The organism is Methylobacterium sp. J-070, from assembly GCF_022829385.1.
Taxonomy (GTDB): domain Bacteria; phylum Pseudomonadota; class Alphaproteobacteria; order Rhizobiales; family Beijerinckiaceae; genus Methylobacterium.
The window spans coordinates 14,326-36,414 of the sequence record NZ_JAKSXX010000312.1; the positions used below are offsets into that span (position 1 = coordinate 14,326).

Below are 22,089 nucleotides of genomic sequence, written 5' to 3' on the forward strand. Positions count from 1 at the left end.
AAGCGATGCTTGAGATGAGGCGGCTCAACGGAATGGTCGACGAGCTCATAAAGAGTCAGGATCATCTCAGAGCCCGCCTGACAGCTGTGGGGCTGGAATTGGCGGAAGCGAAGGCGCGGTCGTCAAGTTCGTCACCCGCGTGATGCGGCGGCACCCGATCTGGGCACGTCATTGGGGAGGACGCAGGCCGATGGCACGGCTGTCTACTCGATTCGAACCTTCTCCGATGCGCCTGTCCCCGAGGCCGAACTCCTTCCTGGGCTTACTGCATGCGAGTTTTGCACATGCCGAGCAATCTCGGCAACCAGCCTTGGGTCCTGTCAAACCACGAACGCAAACTCGATGTCGAGAGTGAACTAGTCGTCCACTACATACCGCCCGTGTTCGAGTACAAGGCAGACCGGGCTATCGGAGTGCTAGGGGACGACTCTGCCGCTGCTCTCACGAAGAGAACAGAGATGGCCCTCCGGGCACCCATCGAATATGATGTTTTACATTCGTATTATGGAAGATCCCTGTTTTCCTGGGATGATCTCAACAAGCCTAGTCCTTATCCATTTCTGGATCTCAAGATCGCTCATCAGATGGGACGGAAAGTGTTTTTTACATTTCAAGGTTGTGATATTCGGATGGCGGCGCGGTCGAACGTTCGCAATCCCGTCACCTGCTGCGCCCCCGGTGCCTGCACCCTCTACCGGACCTGCGTGGACCATCTTGATGCAAAGCGGGTCACGCTGATCGAAACGCTGCTGCCGCTCGCCGATAAGGTCTTCTACCTCAATCCGGAACTCGGTCACTACCTTCCGCGTGGAGAATTCCTGCCCTACGCGAGCGTCGAGATCGACGCAGTCACCGTCACGCAACCGAATACGTCCGGACGCATCCGCGTGGTGCACGCTCCAAGCAATCGCAGCATCAAGGGCACTGACATCATCCTGGCAGCGCTCGACATCGTAGCCCGGCAACGCCCAATCGACGTCGTTCTGATTGAAAACATGTCGCACGAGGAGGCGATGGTTCAGTATCGCTCCGCCGACTTGATCATCGATCAGATCCTAGCGGGATGGTACGGCGGTTTCGCCGTAGAAGCTATGGCAATGGGGAAAATCGTGCTGTGTACGCTACGTGAGCGTGATTTCGTAAATCTTCCTCGCGATTTCGTCAAAGATCTGCCGATCGTCAATGTCGATCCGCTCAACCTAACAGAACATATACTATCAATTATTGACCGTAGAAGCGAGTGGCCCGAAATCTCAGCGGCTTCAAGGCGCTTTGTCGAGCGATGGCACGATCCAGCCAGGATCGCACGAAGCATGATCGCCTGCTATAAAGACCCGAGCAGACCATTCATCCTCGCGTGATTTTGATCCTCCTCCGAAGCCCATTTGCTGCGCTTCGCAAAGTTTCTAAGGAGCAACCTCCGGCCTGGTTACGGGGCGCAGACCGGAGGAATTTGGAGCGCTGCCCTGGACCTGTGAAAGTACTGGATCTCCCGATACCTGATCCGTGGAGCCTCGTTGTATCGGAAGGCATCGCGATCAGGCGCTGTCACGTTCTTCCCCGGATGCGTACCTGTCATCTGCCGCACTTCGCAGAAAAAAATGACGACGCTCGTGAGCTATGGGACACGAATACCACACTGCATCGTGTTCATCACGAGTCCATTGACCTTGCCAAAAAAGCTCTCGGCCTGGACCGGATGCACCGCGATGCGTGTTGGCGCCAACGGAATGTGGACGTGGCCTTGGTCGTTCTTCCGAAGCATCCGTCTGATAATTTCGGTCGCACGGGGCTGCACCACCCCCCCTCCCCCCCCGCGGGGGCTAGAGGTCCTGGTGCGGGAGAGCATCGGAGGACGGTCGTCGTTCGGCGCAAGGCTTTGTCCGGACGGTGCGGACTATCCACACCGAGATCGAGAGCCGCACAACTTGGAATGGGTAGAATGCTGGGATTTTTGAAGATCCGAAAGACCTTTATCTCGCTTGCTAGGAGCCGCGCTATCATCAACAGGCGCCTCCGTCGTTTGGAGGAAAGGGCCGTCCGGATCGAAAGCCAGATCGACATCGCTGTTGGCCTTCCGATGTTGTTCGGCTTATCCCTGCTAGATGTTATGATCAGAAATAATATTATATCGATCGACGAGGCCATCAACATCTGTCAGGAAGCCAATGCGAGCTTCATCGAACAAGGCGACCTTCCGGCGGAAGGCTGTGCCGAACGTGGGCCTTGGTCGTCGGTGGCGGCTGAACTCACTCGCCGGAGTGCCGCCCAAAAGGCGGCCGGCCTGAGTGGTAAAACTAGAGAGTCCGTCAGCGGCTCGTGAAGCGCATGATCAATGCCTCGAGCAGGACGAGGCCCAGTCGCCGGTCTCGGGCCTCACCTCCCGCCCTGATTGATGGTCTTTCTCCGACATCCAAACGTGCCGGCGTCCGAACGCGAAGGCCAGCCGGGTTCCGGTCACTGCGGAACTGAGCGGCGGCCGGAGCCACCACTAAAATCCGCGTGTCCAAGCTTGTATCGTAAGCGCTCGGAGAGCGGCCTAGTTGATCAGGCGGCCTGAGCACCAGCAGCGACCGGCGACCAGTTCCAGGGCAGGAGTTCGGCCAGGCGTTTGGCTGGATGATCGGCGAGGCGGGTGAGCACGTCGCGCAAGCAGGCCTCCGGGTCGAGCCCGTTGAGCTTGGCCGTCTCGATCAGCGTGTAGAATGCCGCGGCTCGCTCGGCGCCGCGCCGAGCCGGCGAACAGGTAGTTCTTGCGCCCGACCGCGACTGTCAGTGGGCGTTGAACATTGGGTTCTCCGTCATTTCGTGTGGCGGAATGGGATGAGCGGGAGCCGTCGGGCGTAGCGGCGATTCGGATGGGATGGAGCGATCCCCGAGCTTCCGATGCCCAAACACCTGCTCCCCTTCATTCCGTCCTCGTTGCGCGTCACCGCGGTCGCCTCCGAGCCCGAGCGTGTGACGGTGATGGCCGTGCCGCGGTCGGCGGCATCGTGCTGTCCGGTCTGTCGAAGGCATTCGAATCGAAGCAACGGCTCCTACGAGCGCCGCCTCGCCGACCTGCCTTGGCAGGGGCGGTCAGTAAGCCCGCACGTGCGCCTGCGACGCCTGTGCTGGCGCAATCCCGTCTGCCCCCGCCGCACCTTCAGCCAGAGCCTGCCGGACGTCGCCGTCCCGCGCGCCAGGCGCTCCCGACGGCTTCAGGATGTGCAGCGGCATCTCGGCCTCGCCCTCGGCGGAGCGCCGGCCACACGACTGGCCCACCGGTTGGCACTCCCGGCCAGCCCGTCCATCTTCCTGCGCATGGTCCGGGGCGGGCCGGCCCCGACCCCACGGCTGCCACGCGTCATCGCCATCGACGAGTGGGCCAGGCGGCGCGGGCGGCGCTACGGAACGATCATCGTCGATCTGGAACGCAACGCCATCGCGGAGCTCTTGCCCGATCGCGACGCCGGCACCGTCGCCAACTGGCTACGGCCATCCTAGCGTCGGGATCGTCGCCCGCGACCGGGCCGAGGTCTACGGCGGGGGCGTCCGGCAGGGAGCGCCCGGGGCAATGCATGTCCTCGACCGCTTGCATGTGCTGCGCAATCTGGGCGAGGCCCTGCAGGAGGCTGTCACCGGCCAGCACAGCGTGATCCGCTCGGTGGCACGGACATTTGGGGACGAACGGGCCGCTGCGCTTCGGGCCGAGCGGAACCGACTTCGCCCCCTTACGTCGGTCGACCGACGCAAGCAGGAAAGGCACGCTCCCCGTCAGGCGCGCCACGCCGAACTCCGGCGCCTTCGTGCGGCCGGTGCTTCCGTCGCCGGCCTTGCCCGCCATCTCGATCTCGACCGCAAGACCGTATGGCGATGGCTGTGGCGGGACGAGCCACCGACCTGGAAAAAGCTGGCGCGCCCGAGCGTCATCGATCCCCACCGCGCCTATCTCGACCGGCGCTGGGCCGAGGGTTGCCGCAACGGGGCCGAGTTGGCCCGCGAACTCGACCGGCTCGGCGCCCGGATCAAGCCGCGCGTCGCTCGGGCATGGGCTACGGCGCGGCGTCGGGCCGGAGCGGACAGGCTCGATCATGAAACCGCCGGCGCGTCGTATGCTTGGAGGCCGCCGGGGACGCGGCGGATCGTGCGCCTCCTCCAAAGTGGGGCCGATGCGTGCAACGGTGAAGATGGCGCCTTCATCGAGCGGCTGCGGCGTCAGGCTCCGGGCTTGGCTGACGCGGCCGATCTGGCAGCCCGCTTGGCCGCCATGCTCCGCGGTCACTCTGCGGAGGCCGTCGAGGACTGGCTGGCCGCGGCGCGGTCGAGCGCGCTGAACGGGTTCGCCGCCAGCCTGCAACGCGACGCCGGAGGGCTCGCAAACGCCATGGCGCTGCCGTGGTCGACTGGCCCGGCCGAGGGCCAAATCAGCCGCTTGAAGACGATCAAGCGTAGCATGTATGGCCGTGCCGGCTTCGAACTCCTCCGTCAGCGTGTGCTCAACCCCGTCTGACCTCCGCCACACGAAATGACGGAGAACCAGACTTCGGTGCTCGTTGACACAGTCCCCTGCCAGACGAAACGGCCTCTCTCGAGCCGCTTCGAGAACAGGCACAGCCCCCGGGCGTCCCACCACAGGACCTTGATCCGCAGTCACGCACGACCGCGGAAGACGACGGCCTGACCGGAGAACGGATCATGGTGCAGGTGATCCTGCACCAGCGCGGCGAGCCCGTCGAAGCCCTTCCTCATCTCCGTGTGGCAGGTGGCCAGCCGCACGCGCGAGTCCGAGGGAACGGGAATCATCGATCCAGCAGCGCCGCGAGGAGATCCCGCACCAAGGCCGGATCGGCACCGGCCTCGGCGCGCAGTCGATGGCCGTTGGCCAGTTCCACCTCGATGGCGCCACCCGGCGCACTCTCGTCACGCGTCGGCAGCCCCACCGGTGCCGGCAGGGCCGCCCGCTCCTCATCCCAAGCCTCGCGTCGCCAGCAAAAGAGGAGCGATGGCGTCAGGCCATGGCGGCGTGCCACAGACGAGATCGACGCGGTGGTGCTCTCCGCCTCAGCGAGGATCGCTCGCTTTTCCTCACGCGTCCACGAGCGACGCGTGCCGGCTACGACGATATGGAGCGAGATCGTAGGTCCAGACATAGGGCGAATACAGGCCTTCGCGACAGCACGGTATCCAGGTCCAGGATCTTATCCCACAAGGCGCCAGCCAACGAGCGCCCACCTTGTTTCCGGAGGTGAGCTTTCATGAGCGCGGCCAAGGGGTGGGGCTCCGCCACGGGACCATGGGCGCCGAATACGCTGGCCGCTGGAACCCCTGGCGGATACTCCGGCATGTTTGTTGATAACAGGACCGCTATCGTGGCCTTCGAAAGAGCTTACACCTTCGCGATGTCGAGAAGAAAGTGGTGATCACTCTGCAATCAGTCCATTTTTCTAAGTGTCCATAAAACATTTGATCCAATACCGGGCTGCAGGGGTAAGGATTCTTGGATCTTTCTCGCCAGTTTATTTGCTTTGGAGTTGAACTTCGGGGCTTCTGGCGAAATCATTGCTGGATAGAAAACGCGGCTGATGGCAAAAAATAGACTAAATCCCTCCTTCGCGACAAGTTGGAAGCCTATGCTCGATGCGTGCCGCTCTATCTCTTCATCGTCAAATCTGATTGCGGAGATGTTGTCCGCGCTCGTTTCGGCTGTAATTTCGAGTCCTACAGCCGCACGAAGACGATTCAATTCGGTGAAGCCAGTCTTGGATGCTTCGCACATCAGGAGCAGGCCGCCGGGACGCAATGCTCTATGAATATCGGCGATAACTGCGTGCTGCAGGTCTTTCCCTGGAAGGTTTAGTAGAAAACGTTCTGTCAAAATCACATCGGCAGTACCTGCGGGGATGTCTTTGACGAACATGATGGCGTCGCCGCATTGAAACGACAGCTCTGATTTCAGTGCCGAACGGCTACCTTCCAAAATGGTGTTGGCGCCGTCGATCAGTTTGTCGGATAGATCCACTCCTTCCATGCGCCAGCCTGCCAAATCGACAGCCACTGAAATCAAAGTATAACCGTTCCCGCATCCAAGATCGACCATGTAACCAGGTGCGACATTCAGAAGAACCTTTCGGATTGCGCTAATTTCAAGTTCGCGCTGATCTCCGTCTCGCGACGTTGCATACGGATCGGTTGCGTCCCGCTTATTGTAGAGCTCCTTTAAAAAAGACTGCCGCTCCTCGTATGACGAGGACCAATACTTCTCATGTTCGCTTGTCATCTTAAATAACTCCGTTTGTTTTCTGGTCAAGTTCGTATAGTTCACGAAGTGTATAGAATGAGTGTCCGGCGCCTTTCACGGAAGCGATCATATCCTGAAGGAATGTGCGCGTACCGCGACCTTGGAATCGTATATTTTGGACGTCGACCTTCGTGAGATCCGGCGCTTTGATAGAAATGTCTGAATAGAATGACCCAATCGGTGTATTCAGTGCGACGTGGATTGGATGAACGTTGATTATCTTCAGACCAGGAGTGAAAAAAGCGTCGGCGCAGTCGTTGAAAGACCAATTTCCACCGGTCCGAGTCCAATGTACATCTTCGCACCAAAAAGACGGGAAGCGCCGGATGCCGCTCCAGTGCTCGAGCGGCATTATCCCGGCCTGAAGATACAGGCTAAGATTGCTATCATACAACATTCCGTGGGCGCGCATCGCTAGTGAAATAGGTGTCCCGTCCATATAGGCGTGCGACCGAAAGCTAATCGCTCCAGGGTGGAGATCATGAACGTGCTGGGCAACTTCGGTAAATGTAGAGCCATGCGTCGATCCCGGCAGAAAATTTGGGTGAAGGCCGACATCGACTAAATCTCTCGATTGATAGGAGTTTATTATGTCGCTTTTATGCGTGGAGAATAGAGTTGGTCGGATCTCATTACCTGAAATGATATCAAGAAAATCAAGTATACAATCCTCTGAGGCCCAATCAATATCGCTTGAAATAGCGAAATAAGGTCGACTTGGATCAATCAAAGTAAACCTCCTTTTCTGGACACAACCGTGCCTGGCTCGGGTCGGCAGGTGGCCTTTATCTACGCGCAAACGTACGGCCCGTCGACCGCTTTACAGCGTGCGTAGAAAGCTGCCTTTGATGGCCGTCTGAGCCCCGGCCAACTTATAAGGAGCCCCGATCTCCTGCACGCCTCTCATGGTGGTGGCGCTCGCCCGCGCGCGCTCGAGCTATGCCTCAGCCGTGGATAGCGATAACGGGCGGCCGAATGACAGGCTCACTCCCGGCGAGATCTGCACCATCGACCATGCGGGATTCATCTGCCATAGGATTAGGCAAGTTCCGAAAACATCACGGTGATCACGAAAATCCGAGCTCGGCGGCCCTACGGACTGATGAGCCCGACGATCGGCTGGTGTGCCGCTGAGGGCGCTTCGAGATCGACCACGGGCCGCCCGCCGGTGGATGGCGGCAACACGCCCGGCCCATGCGCCCAGAGATCGCGCAAGCTGATGGACATCATTTGCGAGCAGCAGAACATGGAGCGCCGCCGCACTGAGGACAGCCGCTAAATTCGCGAGTGCATTCGCATCTTCCACGAGGATGTCAACATGCAGAACAAGATCCTGGACGATCAGCGTTCGGAGCACCAACTCAACTCCGAATGCCGTTATCGGCCTCCCTGATCACGACCCGCCGTTCGCGACGGCCGGACCGTTCCTCCTAAGCCACTTAAAAGCGGCCACCACCGCCGCGCGGAGCTCGTCCACATTTAACGTCCTTTGGATACCGAGCTGGGCTGGACCCTGAACCGCGCCACCGCTCAGCCAATACGATTCCACAATCGCGCAGCATAGGGTAATGACCACCCACTCCGGGGCGAAAAGTCCAATTCCAAGTGGTGCAGAGATTGCAGTATGATCGCTAATAAAGTTGCGCAACTAATAATCCGACGCGTTACCGCGCTAGGATGGAATGTGTTGAACGCTGTTATTCGCGCTGCAGCATGGCGTCGCATGACCTTCGGAACTCCTAGAACACTTTGGGGTGTCACCCCAATTCTGACTCTACCACTCACCGCGCAGTGCGACCGCCTACTCGGGTTTCGGTCGGAAAGTGTTGTCTTCAACACATACTACATATCTAAGACATTTGACATCAATCTCAAGAAGTTATTCTTCTGGGCTCATGCAAAGGGCTACGCGCCGGCAGTTATTTTCCATAAGACAGTGTTTTACGCTGCTCTCATCCGGTACGATACCTTTAATTATTTTTACGATAGGGGTCTGATGATGCACGAGGGGCCGCTCGGCCACAAAATTGAAGAAATGCAGGAGATCCGATCCTTCGAGAAAAGGCTTTACACTTACGCTTACGGTGCCGACGCTCGAACGCGGGAAACGACGCTAGCGCTTGGTCGATACAATATGTGCGCAAATTGTCCAGAGCCGGGACGTTTTTGTATCTGTGACGATGATCTGGGGCTTGCAAACGTCAAGAATATTCAGCACTTCGCCAATGCAACCGCGGCAAATCTAGATATCTCGCAGTATATTCCCGGATTCTACCAAGTTCAATATTTACCGATCGACGCGAAAAAATTCAAATTCTCTGGATGTTCTTGGAAACCAGGGATGCCGTTAAGAGTAGCGCACGCGCCTAACCATCCGCACTTCAAAGGTAGTGACTATCTTATTTCGGCGATTGAGCGACTGCAGCGAGAGGGACACCTAATTGAGTTGGTGCGAGTTCAGGGCGTGCCGAATACTGAGGTTATCGAGCTTTTCAGGTCGTGTGACATCATCGCTGAGCAATTTGTCATCGGATCTCACGGCTACACAGGTATAGAGGCGATGATGCTCGGCAAACCGGTTTTGTGCTATATTCGGAATCGCACGCAAGTCGCAGACCCAGATCGGTCGCCAATTATTAATACGCCTCCTAATTCGATTTACGACGTTCTGCTAGACTGCTTACGAGGCCGTTTTGACTTGACTGAGCTTGGGCGCCGCGGACGTATCTATGCCGAGCATTTTTATACAATTGAAGCAACGGCCATTGATCTCGGCCGAATGTATCTTGAGACAGGTAAATATCCTCCGCGCGTCACAAGACGCATAAAAAAGAGGATGGCTGCTCTTCAGCGCATCGTACCTTCTTTAATCGATGCTCCGCCACCAATCTCATTTGACGAGGCGACCGCCCTTTACGAACGGAACGACGTCGGGATCGACTCATAATAGGTATTACGCCAAATTACAATTCGGCATTCATTAAGATCCTGTATGTCTTCGCGAGAGTTGTTTTTCGCTCCGCCGGATACCGAGCGACTGACGAGCGCAAATTGCGGTAATTACTCAAGGGGTGGATCGGTCGGCGGCTGAACGCCCACCGCTGGGCGGCTTGCCGGGACGAGCTTGCCTCTTGCGCGGGTCGGATTTCGCTGATTCCCTCGTGGGATGGGCCGCAGCGAACTGGAACGGCTAAGCCGCGAAGAGCTGATCGATCCTTCGACAGGCTCAGGATGAGGTGGTGCTGCGGCTGCAGCGGCCAGAGAAGACCTCGCGCACCTCGTCCAAGCCGCCCGCGACGGATCGCAAGGAGCAGCGGGAGCACTCCAAGCCCGGCGGCGCCAAGCCGGGCCACGACGGCCATAGCCGCGTCGTCAGCGATGATCCTGACGCAGTCGTCGAGCATCGTCCCGAGGCGTGCGCGTGCTGCGGCGGCCTTCTGCCTGGGGACCTGTGCGCCGATATCGCCAGCGTCTCTGAGCGGATCGAGCTGCTCGCGGTGGCGCCGGTCGTAACGCAGCACCGGCGCCTTGCCGTTCGTTGTCCGCGCTGCGGGACGCGCGTGATCGCGCCGGCACCCGAGGCAGTGCGAGGTACGCCGTTCGGTCCGCGGCTGCACGCGGTGGCGACGTACCTCAAAACCTTCCAAGCGCTCTCGTATGAGCGGCTGCAGGCGGCGCTCTGCGACCTGTTCGGCCTCACCCTCAGCCAGGGCGGGCTGATGAACCTGCTCCGGCGCGCGCAGGGCCGCTTCCGTGCCGGCCGTGACGCGGCCATCGCGACCCTGCGCAAGGCTGAGGTCGTCGCCTGCGACGAGACCGGCGTGCGGATCGAAGGTTCGAACGCTTACCACTGGCTGTTCCACTCGGCGCAAGCCGTGGTGCACACGGCCTCGCCGACGCGCGGCGCTGTTGTGGTGCGCGAGATGATGGACGGGCATTGGCCCGCGGTGTGGATCTCAGATCGCTACACGGCCCAGCAGGGCCATGCCGCCGAGCACCAGACCTGCCTGGCGCATCTGGCGCGCGACGTTGCCTACGTCGTCGAGGTCAGCGACGATCCCGTGCTCAGGCGCCTGCAGCTCTGGCTGGGAAGCGTCTTCGCCCTGGCCGAGCGCGTTACGGATCTCGCCGCCTCGACGCTCTCGGCCAAGCGCCGGAGCCTGAATCGGCAACTCGGCGCCATCCTGGCCACGTCGAGCCGCTGTGACCTGACCCGCGACCTGCAGGCCAAGATCCGCCGCGCGCGCGATCAGCTCCTGGTGTTCCTCGCCTATCCTGGAAAGGTCGAGCCGACCAACAACGGCTCCGAGCGGCTGCTTCGTCCGGCTGTCGTGCAGCGGAAGGTCACCAACGGCTACCGCGCCATGTGGGCGGCTGAGGGCGAGGCCGCCATCCGCACCGTCGTCGACACCGCCCGCCTGAGCGGCGCCAATCCATTCGGCGCCATCCTCAAAACCGGGGGCGCCTGAACCCGGCCATCACAGGCGTGGGTAATTACAAATTGCCGGCCACCACTGCTGGATTTATACCGTAGCGTGCCCTCTGCAGCATTACGGCATGACGAAGGCGTTGCACTGCAGGTCCGATCGCTTCGCGACAGATCAGCCCCAAAATTTTCAACATTTTTGCGTGCGCTGGGAAATCTTGATTCGAAAAGCAGTATTCTGACCCTAACTCGATGCGGGTCACCGTGTTGGCATCGGCAAGCAGATTTGGCCTACGCCGTCCCCTAGCGGCTGTTATGAACCTGTTGCGAGTTGAGCGGCCTTTTTGAGCATGAGGCAGGCGAAAGCGACGAGGTGCAGCCTGGCCAGTCCGAGATAGCGACTGCGACGCAGGCCCATCGCCCGTGCGCCGCGTGAGAGCGTGCCTTCGATGCCAGCGCGCCGTCGCCGGTCATTTGCGAAGGCCGACTGTAGCGCGACGATGTCTCTCGTGCCCGCGCCGCGACGAGCGCATCATGTTCCACACGCGAGCGCGGGGTCAGCAGACGGCGCTGCGAGCGGGTGCAGCGAGGCCTCAGGCTGCAGGTTCGGCAGTGCTGTGCCGCGAACTGAATCCGTATGACCGTTCGACCGAGGTCGTAATTGGGAAGCCAATTCCGGCTGTCTGTCCCGCCGGGCAGGTCGCGATCTGCCGATCCCAGTCGAGGTGGAAGCCTCCGATGGTGAAGGCGCCCTCGGTACGCGCTCGCCACTGGTTGTCCTTCGACACCGGTCAGATCAGGACGACGTGGTGATCACGCGCGGCGGCCACGAGGCCGTCGGCGTCGATATAGGCGGCGTCGACGAGATGGCGTGACGGCAGCAAGTCCTTCGTCGCCAGCGCCGCGTGCAACGGGTCGAGCACCGCCCGGTCCACGATCGGGGCCGGTGTCGTCGCAACGTGGACGATCAGCGGGGGCTTGGCGTCATCGCAGGTCTCAGTCAGGTGGACCTTGTAGCCGATCCATGTGGTCGCGCGCTTCCTGGCGTAGTGCACGTCCGGATCGTAGGGCGCTATGGGGCTCACGACGCGATGCTCTTGGTCAAGGAGACCACCAACTGAGGAAGCGCGCGCACTCGGCTGGCGTGGTGATGAAGGACAGGCGCCACTGGTCGCATCAAGAACTGCCTGCCAGCGTGTTCGTGGTGGTCAACGGCATATGCCGAGTAGAATCGGAAGCCGCTCCTCCTTACGAGATCTAACTCAAAACGGCGTAATGCTAAATTAAATCCTCTTCATCGCTATTTTTATCCGGCCGCCAAAGGTTGATCAAAACCTTTTCGCCATGATGATAAAAGTAGGCTGGATATTTTTCAGGATCAGCCGCTCGAATTTTGTTGAACACTTGCTTCAATGAAAGATTTGTATCGACCTCCCCATCTGAAGGTACACGATTCAGATGGGTGGTCTGGTTAGGCGATTGCGGCATAGTGCGGGTGAAGCCGAATTGTTCTATAATTGATAAAGCTTCCACGACCACTTGCGGTTCAAAAGAGTATGTTTTATTGGACAAGCTGCGTGTTGTTTCAAAAGGCGATACATTGAACTCTCTTTGGAGCACAACAGCGCCAGTATCGACACCACGATCAACTATATGAACTGTAACTCCGCTGCGAGGCTCGTCATTCTCGATTATCCAACCGAGCGTTCTAGCTCCCGGATAATTTGGCAGCAAAGAACCGTGCACATTAATGCACCACGACACAGTCTCTAAAAATAAATCGTCGAATAGATAGTTGTAACCGGCAGAAAGACATTGCTTTCCTCGCAAGCGATCATAATGCTTTAATAAATCAGTCTTTCTTGTGATGACAGTTACTTTGATCCCACGACAGCTTGCGATTTGCAAAGTGGGCACAACGTTCGGCCAGCGTACCGGATCATTAACGAAGATCTCACTGACGCGGTGGCCCGCGGCCAAAACGGCTTCCAGGACTCTCTCCCTGGCTCCCCCGGTGAAGTATATCAGGTCAATGGGCATTTTGAGCTCACACGAAGGGTCGAACGTAAAAATAGGGAAACAGCCTGGTCAGCTCGCTCGGAACGAGGTTAGCCAGTCGCGGCGTAAACATTTTTCCATAATAAATATAAGGGTAATCAATTGCGCCCCAGCCATGCTTAAAATGGTAGACTCCCGATTGTTGATGCCATGTTCCTCCCCAATTCCAATAACGTTTACCGGTAATCACCCCGTCAGCCATAGCTTTGATGATGAGCGCCGAGAGCGGCTGTTCTGAGCGATAGGCCTCTACCACAACCGGCGTAAAATATTCTAGCCATTCGCGGTGGGATAAGATCAGTAGGCCGGCGGTAAACTCGGTGCCTCTGTAGGCGACGTATAACTTCAGCGCACTGCCGAGATTTCGTCGCAGTGCCGAGAACTCTTTTGGTGCTTTCGCTCGTCCACCGATCCGTTCCATGCCGCGCCGGTGGTGCTCGGTGAACTCTGCCCAATCGTCCTCGTGGTCGGAAAGTTTGATGTCGAAGGCGCCTCTCAAACTCTTTCGAGCTTGGTTTCTTGTCTTTTGCCGGCATTGAGAAAGAATACCGTCGACGATCGCCTGGCGATGTTCGGCCCCGGGAAGAAGCGAAATTTGTCCAATCCGCGAGTCCCAGGCAGAAAGGCCTAGTTTCTGCGCCAACCCAACAACGTGGGATTTCATTGGATGCGCAACGATATTGACAGAGTCGACGGCCTTGTCACGTATATATAACCATAACATTTCTGAGATGCAATCTATGGATGCGTCCGAGTCAGTGCTCTCATCTATCAAGATATCACCATGGCTGCCAAAGTATGGTGACGCATTGAAGATTCGACCCGCTTCCGTTTCCATTAGGAAGCCGGTAAATACAGCGATGAGCTGATCATTTTTTCGGACGCCGAATATTACACGCTGTGCCCCCGGTATAATCTCTGACAACGCATCGAGGTACTCAGGGGTGTGGTAGACAAGCGCTTCAGGATGAACGGCAATGAACCGACTGAAGGCGGTAAAGTCGGCTGGCGTCAGGAGGGAGCCAGTTAGGGGCATGCGAATCTCATAAGGGTTTCCGCTACGCGACTGGCCTGTTCGGGCAACAGAGCTGGATAGAATGGAACTGACATCGTCGTTTTGAGGGCGCACACTGCGTTTGGAAAGAGATCATCATGGAGGCCGAAGGCTCGATGAGCTAAGCTGTCGACGCCGCTTCTGGCGGCCACGCCAGATGAATGAAAGCTCGCCATGGTTTCTCGAAGTTTGTTTCTTGTACGGATCGGAAAGCGAAATAGACGGCCGGGATCAACATCGATAGCTGCGCGGATATCGGCGGTCGTCGCTTCCGGTGCGGCAGCTAGGTAAGATTCGTATAAAGCGCTACGCTTTCGCGCGAATTCCGGGAGCCTACTGAGCTGAACTTCGCCCAAGGCTGCCTGTAGCTCCGAAAACAGCGCCGGCGTGCCGCAATGCTCGCTATTAATTTTTGAAGCACTGTCTGACTCTGGATAGGCTTTGATGATTGCTCCGCCGCCCGCGGCGCAAATGTATTTTGTGGGATGAAAGGATGTTACGGTCACGTCGCCGGAATGCTCTGGCTGTGCGTCGGCAATAGTAGCTAGTGATGCTTGGCAGAGGTCGTGAATAATCGGTAAATTTAGATCTCGAAATTGCTTCGCTGATTGGAAAATGCCGAATGGTGGCGATAAGATGATCGCTCCTGTCTGGCGTGTCTTAGCCCGTTTCGCTGTGTCCGGAGTCATGCACCAATGATCACCAATATCTGCGAACTGCGGTGTTAGGTCGTTTTTGCAAATTGCCCATACCACCGCATCGCAAACATAGGTTTGCAGGATGATGCCTGAACCTCTTCGCAGTTTCAGAGATGAGAGGGCCGTGGCTAGTGCGTGTCTTCCGCTGCTGCAGAGCGAGACATGGCGTCCCTGGGCCAGTTTGCTAAGGTTCTCTACGAAAGATACCGAGTTAGGTCCGTCGACCAGCATGCCTGTCAGCGCGACGCGTGTAAGCGCTGCGACTTCAGCCTCACCGATATCGGGCTTCGAGTGTGGGATCATCTTGCCTGACGCCGCGACATCGTCGTCAGCGTAAGGCCTCGCATAGTGCATCAACTACCTGATCCTGTTGCGCTTCGCTCATATTGGGAATAATTGGTAACGTGATCGTGGTATCTTCAGCCAGCGATGCATTATCAAACATTTCAGGAGTGAGATTGTATTTATTTCTATAGTATCCGAGGCGGTGAACGGCATGCGTGCCAGGACGGGTCTGGATGCTTCTTTCGGCTAAGGCACGCATCACGGCGTTACGCCGTGCTCGACCGCCATCACGAAGCCGGATTACGTATGACTGGTAGCTATGCCCGCCCCGGTCGCCGCCGATTGGCAGGAAAAGCGTCTGCTCTTCCTGCAACATAGCGTCGTAGCGCCGAGCTACGCGACGACGGTCTGAGATCAGTCGCTCGAGCTTGGCCATCTGCGCGACCCCAACCGCCGCTTGGATATCAGATAAGCGCAGATTAAAACCCAGGTCGTCGAAATTTGACATCGTCCAAGGTCCCTGATCGTCATCGGCGCGCGGGATGCTGGCTCCATGATTGCGCAGTATGCGGACGCGAGCAGCGAGGTCATCGCGGTTTGTAGTGACCGCGCCTCCCTCGCCGGTTGTGATCACTTTGCGAGGGTGGAAAGAGAAGCAGCCAAGATCACCGATCGTGCCGACTGGACGTCCCATGTAGTGAGTCCCGATGCCACACGCAGCATCTTCAATGATAGCCAATTTGTGTCGTTCCGCTAAGGCGACCAGCTCGGTCATCGGCGCGGCAAGCCCGAAGAGGTGAACCGCAGTGATGGCTCTCGTGCGCGGAGTTATGGCTGCTTCGACGCACGTCGGGTCTAAGTTATAGGTCGCGAGGTCTATGTCGGCAAAGACTGCGCGTGCGCCGACATATTCCACAGCATGCGCGCTTGTTACCCAGGTTAATGCAGGGACGATTACCTCGTCACCCGGACCGAGGTCGAGAGCAAGGGCTGCCAGATGCAGCGCCGATGTTGCTGAAGTGCAGGCAAGCGCGTGTCGAGCACCCTGTGCTTGTGCGATCAGCGCCTCGAAGCGTGCCGTCATCGGGCCCTGGGTGACCCACTTTGAATCAAGGCATTCTTTCAAAGCCGTCAATTCAGTGTCATCGAAGCTTGGCTCGGTGATGTTCAAGGCTGTCATGCTCTCAGATCGGGTGTTGTGGGTTGATGGATTGAGCTCGGTCTTGAGCCGATCGCAGGTGTGTTGTATGAGGTCTAACGTCCTCTGTCTGTGATTTAGAAATATGCCTCAAGAAGCTGCTCGATATTGAGGAGGGACCAGATCAGCAAGCGCCGGTTCTGCCGCCCTTCAAGATGGTCGCTGACGAGCGACTGGACGGTATCACGATCGAGGTAATCGTACAGGGCGGCCCTGTCGTTGAAAATTCGGCGGCGGACGTAGGCTATGCTCTCGCCCTTGAACCAGCTCGCGTCCGGCGCGGAGAAGCCCTGCTTCTCGCGCTGCGCAATCGTCTGCGGGAGACGGCGCTCGATCATTCGGCGCAGTATCAGCTTGCCGTCCTTCGTGCGCTCCCGGTAGCGTTCGGCCTTGCCGCCTGGCTCGTTCTCGTTGAGGCGTACGACCTCGGTGAGGTTGCCGAGCTTGAGGTGAGCCGGCAGCTTCATGGCGAAGTCGACGAGGTCGTTGTCGAGAAACGGCACCCGGCTCTCGAGCCCGTGGGCCATGGCAAGTTTGTCGTCGACCACCAGGAGGCCGGCTAGGAACGTCTTCGCCTCGAAGTAGAGGGAGTGGTTGACGTAGTCCTCCGGGCGGGTGAGTTGCTCCGCGTGGGCCTGGAAGACGCCTCGGAAGATCTCCTGCGGCGAGACGTGCGCGGCCCGGCCCCAGACCGGCCGCATTAGGTCAGGCAGGACCTCGCTCGGAACCAGGCGCTGCCAGAAGCCGAAGTACTTCTCGACATAATGATCGAAGTTGTCATTGACCACCGCCCGGTAGTAGCGCCAGGGATAGCCGCCGAACAGCTCGTCCCCGCCGGTGCCGGACAGAACGACTTTGACGAACTTTGACGCGAGGCGGGCGGCGTAGTAGTTCGGGTAGCATTGCCCGACGCGCGGCTCCTCCAAGTGCCAGGCGAGCCTCGGCAGGGCGCGCTCCATGTCACCAGCCTTGAGCACCATCTCGTAGTGCTCCGTGCCGAACAGGTAGGACAGGTGCTCCGCGCGGCTGCGCTCGTCGTAGCCGAGTTCCACGCCGGAGGCGGAGTTGAGGTCGAACCCGACCGTGAAGGTTTGCATTTGCGGCAGCTCCGCCGCGGCGGTCGCGCAGATCGCGCCGGAATCGATCCCCCCCGAGAGGTAGGATCCGACCGCCACGTCGCTCTGGAGCTGCCGGCTGACCGCCTGCGTGAACAGGCGGTCGAGTTCCTCGATGAGGGCGTGCTCGTCGACCGCTCCTGCGGGCTCCTCGAAGGCGAAGTCCCAGTACCGGCGCTGCACCGGCGCCTCCGCGCCTGGACGGATCTGGATGTAGCAGCCCGCCGGCAGCAGCTTGGCATTGGCGAACAGCGTCCGGTCGGTGAAGAAGTTCTGAAAGGACAGGTACTCGGCCAGCCCCTCGACGTCGAGGCGGAAGTAGTGGCCAGGCACGGCCCGGAACGCCTTGATCTCGGACGCGAACATGAAGGTCCGGTTCGACAGCGCGTAATAGACCGGCTTCACCCCGAACCGGTCCCGGGCGATGGTCAGCACGCGCTCGGCCGCGTCCCAGATCGCGAAGGCGAACATGCCGTTCAGCCGCTGCAAGGCGCCCACGCCCCACTCAGCGAAGGCGGCGAGCAGCACCTCGCTGTCGCCGCTCGATCTGAAGACGTGCCCGCGCATCGTCAGCGCCGACTTGATCTCCTGAAAATTGTAGATCTCGCCGTTGTAGGTCATGACGAAGCGGCCGTCGTGGGTCGACATCGGCTGTCGCGCGGCGTCGCTGAGGTCGATGATCGACAGCCGGCGGTGGCCGAGCCCGAGGGAGCCGTCGCAGAACTGGCCCTCGCCGTCCGGGCCGCGATGGGCGATCGCGTTGGTCATCGCCCGTAGGACGATTGGGGAGGCCGGCCGGCCGTCGAGGTGGAGCAGTCCCGCGATACCGCACATGTCAGGGGGCCGATCCGCGCAGGGTCAATATGGACATACGAGGGCTCGCGACCGCGTTGGGACGGGTTTCCGGTCTGAGCACAGCTCTAGGCCGTTGCCGCGAGGGCCGGGCCGGGGACGGGACGCGCGGTCCGCGGTTCGAGCCGGTCGATGAAGTGCCGGAACCAGAGTTCCATCGTCGCGTAGCGGTACAGGAGCCAGCTCCGGTCAGACCGTCCCTCCTGATGTTCGCGCCAGTAGAATTCGACCGCCTCGCGCGTGACGACGTTCCGCTCGAGGAAGCTGCGCGAGAACAGCAGGTCACGCATGTGCTCGGCATCACGCCCGCTCCGGATCCAGCGGTTGGCAGGGGTTGGGTAGCCGAGCTTGCTGCGCCGCCACGTGACGGAGGCCGGCAGCCGCGGCGCGGCGACTTTGCGCAGGATCCACTTCGTCCACGTGTTGCGGATCTTGTAGGCCGGATCCAGCCCCATCGCGAACTCGACGATCCGATAGTCCAAGAACGGCACCCGCGCCTCAACCGAGAAGGCCATCGAGTTCCGGTCCTCGTAGTGCAGGAGCGCGGGGATCGATTGGGTCATGGTATGATTGTAGAGGACGTTCGACAGCTCGTCGGCGTAGGGGGTGCCGAGGCTGCGGGTGATGGCCCCGTTCTCGTTGGCCGCGAGGTCGGGATGGAAGAAGGCCGGCTCCACCGCCTGCGGCGCAGGCGTGGACCCGAAGCGCTTCCTGTGCCGGGCTAGGAAGGCGCGGGAGTGGCTCACGAGGAAACGGTCGTCGACGCCGTTCAGCCACTTCGTGCCGTGATGCTTCCAGACGGCCGCCATCAGCCAGTAGCCGGACAGGTACGGGCGCACGCCGCCCCGCCGGAACAGGTCGTTGATGCGGGTCTGGTAGTAGGGCAGGTAGCCCGCGAAGAGCTCGTCGCCACCCTGCCCGTCGAGGATGACCTTCACGTCACGCGAGGCGCGTTCCATGACGTTGAATTGCGTGTAGAGGCCGGGCCCCGCGCTCGGTGTGTCTTGGTGCCACGTTATGGTCGCGAGGTCATCGAGCAGATCGCCGTCGGGCTGGCGACGGACGCCCTCGCCGACGCAGCCAAGGTGCCGGTTGACCGCGTCCACGTATATCTCTTCGTCGTATTCGCGGCCCTTGTAGAGACCGGAATAGGTGCGGATCTTCTCGGGATGCCGCTCGCTCATCAGCGCGACGATCGTGCTCGAATCGAGGCCGCCGGACAGGCAGGTCCCGACCGGCACGTCGGCGCGCATGTGGAGCTGGATGGCCGATTGCAGTAGCGCGTCGAGATCGTCGACGGGCGAGGTGCCAACCCACTTGCGCGCGAACGCCTCTGGGTCGACCGACCAGTAACTGTAGCTCCTGCGCCGGCCTGAGGCGAGTTCGACGATGAGGTTGTGAGCGGGCGGGACCGACTCGATACGGTTGAAGAAGGTCTCCGGCCCGTCGTGCAAACTTCCCCACGGCAGGAAGTAGCGCAGCATCGCGTAGTTGACGTCGCGCAGGTCGGGGAAGGCTGCCAGCAGCGCCTTCATCTCGGAGGCGAACGCGAAGCGCTGCGCGTCGTCGACGACGTAGAGCGGCTTGATCCCGAAGCGGTCGCGCGACAGGAATACGGTCCGCGCGTCGCGATCGTAGATCGCGAAGGCCCACATTCCGTTCAGGCGCGAGACGCAGGCCTCGCCCCAAAGGGCGTAGGCCGCGAGCAGAACCTCGGTGTCGGTCGAGGAGCGGAACGTGTAGCCGGCCGCCGCCAGCTCGCCGCGGAGTTCCCTATAGTTGTAGATCTCGCCGTTGAACGTGATTGTGTAGCGCCCATCCGCGCTCGTCATCGGCTGCTTGCCGAGTTCGGAAAGGTCCAGGATCGACAGGCGCCGGTGCCCCAAGGCCACGTTCCCGTCGGTGAAAACGCCGCCGCCGTCAGGTCCGCGGTGGAACTGCATAGCGTTCATCCGCTCGACCTCATGGCGAGCCGCCGGCCTGTCCTGAGCCCGCCAGATCACCCCACTGATGCCGCACATCCGATCAGCTCCTCGCCATTCCTTCGTCCCCGGGCTCCTCCGGCGGCGCATCACCATCGCGCGGTGGCCCTCAGACGCCGCGTCCAAGGGATCAGCCTGCGGCTGCCTTAGGTACGGCCTCGTCCACCAAGCGCCGATACTGAGCGGCGCGGTCGTGGAAGATGCGGTGCCAGAGTTCAATATTGAGCAGGCCCCAGGCCTTGCGGGAGTAGCGGCCCGCCGCCTGGAAGTTCTCCAGGATAACCGGCGCGTTGATGAAGCGGCGCTCGCGTGCGGCGCGGCTGGAGAAGAGGTCGGCAAACATCGCCTGCGATGGTCCCGTCAGCCACTCTTTGATCGGAACCGGGAAGCCCATCTTGTCGCGCCGGCCGATCAAGGCTTCGGGGATGTCCTGACGGAACGTAGTCTTGAGGAAGTGCTTCATCTGGCCGCCCTGAAATTTCACAATGGCGGGGACAGTAGCGGCTAGCTCCACCACCGGATGATCGAGGAGGGGCACGCGTGCTTCGAGGCCGTGTGCCATGGACATGCGGTCCTCGACTTGTAGAAGCGCCGGCAGCAATCCCTTGAAGTCGAAGTGCATCATCGAGTCGAGGTAAGCTTCCTTGCGCACGTTGCGCGCCGAGTTGAAGATCGCCGTGTAGCGCTCGAAGACGCCGCGGCGGTCGAGCGCTTGCCAGTCGATTTCTGCGGTGGTGTCCGATGAGCGGTCGATAAGCGCGAAGTAGCGCTCGTCCAGGGGGCCGAAGAGACCCTTCGAGAACAGCTGCTGGATGAGGGGCTTGTACTCCTGCAGGACGCGCAGATGCGGGATGATCGATTCTGGAGTGACGACGAAATTGCCGTTCCGCTGCGTTCCCTCGATCGCGGCCTTGAGGCACTGTTCCAGGTAGGCGATCAGGTAGCGCGCGTAGCCGGCAAAGATTTCGTCCCCGCCTTGCCCTCCGAGCACCACCTTGACGTGGCGGGCGGCTAGTCCGGACACCATAAATTGGGCGAACGACCCAGGGCCGCCTACCGGCGTGTCGAGGTGGTAGACAACCCGTTCGATGTTATCGTTGAAATCCTGGCCGGTAATGGCGATCTGGTGGAGGTCAAGACCGGCGTGGGCGCACGCCTCCGCGGCAAAGCCACTTTCGTCGTAGCCGTCGTGCTCGACGAACTTCCCGTGGAATGCGCGCGTCACGCGCGAGTCCTGGCGTGCGGCGAGGCTCGCCACCAGGCTCGAGTCGATCCCACCTGAGACGTAGGCGCCGATCTCCGTGTCTGCGCGCAAATGCAGCCTGACCGAATCGTGGAGGCGACGACGCATCTCCTCAGCGAACCAGTGCTCTGTGTGGTCGGCGTCGATCTCGTACTGGATGTCCCAGTATTTGCGCACCTCGATCGATCCGTTTGCGACGATCAGGGTATGACCAGGCAGGAGCGCCTTGATGCCCTTAAATAGGGTCTGCTCGCCGATCGTGTACTGAAAGGTCAGGTACTCGGCCAAGGCATCCCGATCGGTGACAACATCGGGCATGATCGGAAGGAGTGCCTTCGGCTCGGAAGCAAAGTACAGCACATCCCGGACTACCGCATAATAGAGGGGCTTGATGCCGAAGCGGTCCCGGGCCGCGACGAGCCGCGCCCCGTCCCAGATCGCGAAGGCGAACATCCCGCGCAACTCGCTCAGGCAGTCGAGGCCCCATCTGGCGTAGCCAGCGAGGATCGTCTCTGTGTCTGACCGCGACCGAAAGGTCCAGTCGCGACTCAGACGCTCCGCAAGCTCGACGTAGTTGTAGATTTCACCGTTGAAGGTCACGACCGAGCCATCCTGCCCAACCATCGGCTGGCTGCCGCTCGGAGTCGCGTCGATAATCGACAGCCGGCGATGAACGAGGCCGCACGACCGGGACGAGTTTGTCCAAGTGCCCTCCCCATCCGGACCGCGATGGGCGATCAGTCCACCCATCGCCGTTAGGATCTGATCAAGTCGCGGGATCGGACCGCCCTGGAGCGACACTGCGCCCGCGATGCCACACATGTCCTCGAGCGTCCCTTCCGCAGCACACGATGATTCTCCAAAGGACCGCCTGATCGGAGTATGGCCGAGGGGAAGC

Annotated in this window: 17 protein-coding genes and 3 pseudogenes; 6 read left to right on the forward strand and 14 right to left on the reverse strand. The window is 60.1% G+C overall.

The window, feature by feature from the left end; translation table 11 throughout:
- Positions 1 to 284 precede the first annotated feature (284 nt).
- Positions 285 to 1,361 (forward strand): glycosyltransferase, encoded by a 1,077-nt coding sequence (locus MKL01_RS35380; RefSeq protein ID WP_243909829.1) that lies wholly within the window; start codon positions 285 to 287, stop codon positions 1,359 to 1,361.
- 581 nt (positions 1,362 to 1,942) lie between these two features.
- Positions 1,943 to 2,323, forward strand: coding sequence for a hypothetical protein (locus tag MKL01_RS35385; RefSeq protein ID WP_243909830.1), 381 nt, complete (start codon positions 1,943 to 1,945; stop codon positions 2,321 to 2,323).
- 224 nt (positions 2,324 to 2,547) lie between these two features.
- Here the strand turns inward: MKL01_RS35385 and MKL01_RS35390 are convergent.
- Positions 2,548 to 2,770: pseudogene (locus tag MKL01_RS35390) on the reverse strand (transposase domain-containing protein); the annotation flags it as partial.
- A 116-nt stretch (positions 2,771 to 2,886) separates the two neighbouring features.
- Between MKL01_RS35390 and MKL01_RS35395 the strand changes: the two are divergent.
- Complete coding sequence (locus tag MKL01_RS35395) at positions 2,887 to 3,486, forward strand: transposase family protein (protein WP_243909831.1); 600 nt, start codon at positions 2,887 to 2,889, stop codon at positions 3,484 to 3,486.
- 70 nt (positions 3,487 to 3,556) lie between these two features.
- Entirely contained in the window at positions 3,557 to 4,492 is a 936-nt protein-coding gene (locus MKL01_RS35400; protein WP_243909832.1) for a transposase, read from the forward strand.
- On the opposite strand, the pseudogene tnpB reads toward MKL01_RS35400, so the two are convergent.
- The 4 genes and pseudogenes from tnpB to MKL01_RS35420 form a co-directional block, all read right to left on the reverse strand.
- A pseudogene (gene tnpB / locus MKL01_RS35405) lies at positions 4,468 to 4,785 on the reverse strand (IS66 family insertion sequence element accessory protein TnpB). The gene MKL01_RS35400 and the pseudogene tnpB overlap by 25 nt on opposite strands.
- Positions 4,782 to 5,132: an IS66-like element accessory protein TnpA gene (gene tnpA / locus MKL01_RS35410; protein WP_243909833.1), complete on the reverse strand. Its 351-nt coding sequence runs from the start codon at positions 5,130 to 5,132 to the stop codon at positions 4,782 to 4,784. Before tnpA ends, tnpB begins: the two are co-directional and overlap by 4 nt.
- A 281-nt stretch (positions 5,133 to 5,413) precedes the next feature.
- Positions 5,414 to 6,259, reverse strand: coding sequence for a class I SAM-dependent methyltransferase (locus MKL01_RS35415; RefSeq protein ID WP_243909834.1), 846 nt, complete (start codon positions 6,257 to 6,259; stop codon positions 5,414 to 5,416).
- A gap of 1 nt (position 6,260) precedes the next feature.
- Positions 6,261 to 7,010 (reverse strand): hypothetical protein, encoded by a 750-nt coding sequence (locus tag MKL01_RS35420; protein WP_243909835.1) that lies wholly within the window; start codon positions 7,008 to 7,010, stop codon positions 6,261 to 6,263.
- A 957-nt stretch (positions 7,011 to 7,967) separates the two neighbouring features.
- On the opposite strand from MKL01_RS35420, the gene MKL01_RS35425 reads away from it, so the two are divergent.
- The gene (locus MKL01_RS35425; protein WP_243909836.1) at positions 7,968 to 9,227 is read left to right on the forward strand and encodes a hypothetical protein; all 1,260 of its coding nucleotides are present in this window, start codon (positions 7,968 to 7,970) and stop codon (positions 9,225 to 9,227) included.
- Between the two features lie 219 nt (positions 9,228 to 9,446).
- A pseudogene (gene tnpC, locus MKL01_RS35430) lies at positions 9,447 to 10,749 on the forward strand (IS66 family transposase).
- Positions 10,750 to 11,019: 270 nt separating this feature from the next.
- On the opposite strand, the gene MKL01_RS36070 reads toward tnpC, so the two are convergent.
- The 9 genes from MKL01_RS36070 to asnB (MKL01_RS35475) all read right to left on the reverse strand — a co-directional run bounded on the left by MKL01_RS36070 (position 11,020) and on the right by asnB (MKL01_RS35475) (position 22,013).
- A complete protein-coding gene (locus MKL01_RS36070) occupies positions 11,020 to 11,208 on the reverse strand; it encodes a transposase (protein WP_313901513.1) in 189 nt (62 codons plus the stop codon).
- Positions 11,209 to 11,497: 289 nt separating this feature from the next.
- Positions 11,498 to 11,791, reverse strand: a complete 294-nt coding sequence (locus tag MKL01_RS35440) for a hypothetical protein (RefSeq protein WP_243909837.1) — start codon at positions 11,789 to 11,791, stop codon at positions 11,498 to 11,500.
- 193 nt (positions 11,792 to 11,984) lie between these two features.
- A complete protein-coding gene (locus tag MKL01_RS35445; RefSeq protein WP_243909838.1) occupies positions 11,985 to 12,746 on the reverse strand; it encodes a formyltransferase family protein in 762 nt (253 codons plus the stop codon).
- A gap of 7 nt (positions 12,747 to 12,753) precedes the next feature.
- The gene (locus tag MKL01_RS35450) at positions 12,754 to 13,800 is read right to left on the reverse strand and encodes a GNAT family N-acetyltransferase (RefSeq protein WP_243909839.1); all 1,047 of its coding nucleotides are present in this window, start codon (positions 13,798 to 13,800) and stop codon (positions 12,754 to 12,756) included.
- Positions 13,791 to 14,870 (reverse strand): DegT/DnrJ/EryC1/StrS family aminotransferase, encoded by a 1,080-nt coding sequence (locus tag MKL01_RS35455; RefSeq protein ID WP_243909861.1) that lies wholly within the window; start codon positions 14,868 to 14,870, stop codon positions 13,791 to 13,793. Before MKL01_RS35455 ends, MKL01_RS35450 begins: the two co-directional genes overlap by 10 nt.
- Positions 14,845 to 15,981 (reverse strand): DegT/DnrJ/EryC1/StrS family aminotransferase, encoded by a 1,137-nt coding sequence (locus tag MKL01_RS35460; RefSeq protein ID WP_243909840.1) that lies wholly within the window; start codon positions 15,979 to 15,981, stop codon positions 14,845 to 14,847. The genes MKL01_RS35455 and MKL01_RS35460 overlap by 26 nt, the downstream gene beginning before the upstream one ends.
- A 95-nt stretch (positions 15,982 to 16,076) precedes the next feature.
- Complete coding sequence (gene asnB / locus MKL01_RS35465; protein WP_243909841.1) at positions 16,077 to 17,948, reverse strand: asparagine synthase (glutamine-hydrolyzing); 1,872 nt, start codon at positions 17,946 to 17,948, stop codon at positions 16,077 to 16,079.
- 86 nt (positions 17,949 to 18,034) lie between these two features.
- The gene (gene asnB / locus MKL01_RS35470; RefSeq protein ID WP_243909842.1) at positions 18,035 to 19,987 is read right to left on the reverse strand and encodes an asparagine synthase (glutamine-hydrolyzing); all 1,953 of its coding nucleotides are present in this window, start codon (positions 19,985 to 19,987) and stop codon (positions 18,035 to 18,037) included.
- Between the two features lie 91 nt (positions 19,988 to 20,078).
- The gene (gene asnB, locus MKL01_RS35475; protein WP_243909843.1) at positions 20,079 to 22,013 is read right to left on the reverse strand and encodes an asparagine synthase (glutamine-hydrolyzing); all 1,935 of its coding nucleotides are present in this window, start codon (positions 22,011 to 22,013) and stop codon (positions 20,079 to 20,081) included.
- Positions 22,014 to 22,089: the final 76 nt, after the last annotated feature.

Coding starts and splice junctions, on each gene's coding strand:
- MKL01_RS35380 (WP_243909829.1), top strand. CDS start 285: ATGCCGAGCAATCTCGGCAACCAGCCTTGGGTCCTGTCAAACCACGAA.
- MKL01_RS35385 (WP_243909830.1), top strand. CDS start 1,943: ATGCTGGGATTTTTGAAGATCCGAAAGACCTTTATCTCGCTTGCTAGG.
- MKL01_RS35395 (WP_243909831.1), top strand. CDS start 2,887: ATGCCCAAACACCTGCTCCCCTTCATTCCGTCCTCGTTGCGCGTCACC.
- MKL01_RS35400 (WP_243909832.1), top strand. CDS start 3,557: ATGCATGTCCTCGACCGCTTGCATGTGCTGCGCAATCTGGGCGAGGCC.
- tnpA (WP_243909833.1), bottom strand. CDS start 5,132: ATGTCTGGACCTACGATCTCGCTCCATATCGTCGTAGCCGGCACGCGT.
- MKL01_RS35415 (WP_243909834.1), bottom strand. CDS start 6,259: ATGACAAGCGAACATGAGAAGTATTGGTCCTCGTCATACGAGGAGCGG.
- MKL01_RS35445 (WP_243909838.1), bottom strand. CDS start 12,746: ATGCCCATTGACCTGATATACTTCACCGGGGGAGCCAGGGAGAGAGTC.
- MKL01_RS35450 (WP_243909839.1), bottom strand. CDS start 13,800: ATGCCCCTAACTGGCTCCCTCCTGACGCCAGCCGACTTTACCGCCTTC.
- MKL01_RS35455 (WP_243909861.1), bottom strand. CDS start 14,870: ATGCACTATGCGAGGCCTTACGCTGACGACGATGTCGCGGCGTCAGGC.
- MKL01_RS35460 (WP_243909840.1), bottom strand. CDS start 15,981: ATGACAGCCTTGAACATCACCGAGCCAAGCTTCGATGACACTGAATTG.
- asnB (WP_243909841.1), bottom strand. CDS start 17,948: ATGTGCGGTATCGCGGGACTGCTCCACCTCGACGGCCGGCCGGCCTCC.
- asnB (WP_243909842.1), bottom strand. CDS start 19,987: ATGTGCGGCATCAGTGGGGTGATCTGGCGGGCTCAGGACAGGCCGGCG.
- asnB (WP_243909843.1), bottom strand. CDS start 22,013: ATGTGTGGCATCGCGGGCGCAGTGTCGCTCCAGGGCGGTCCGATCCCG.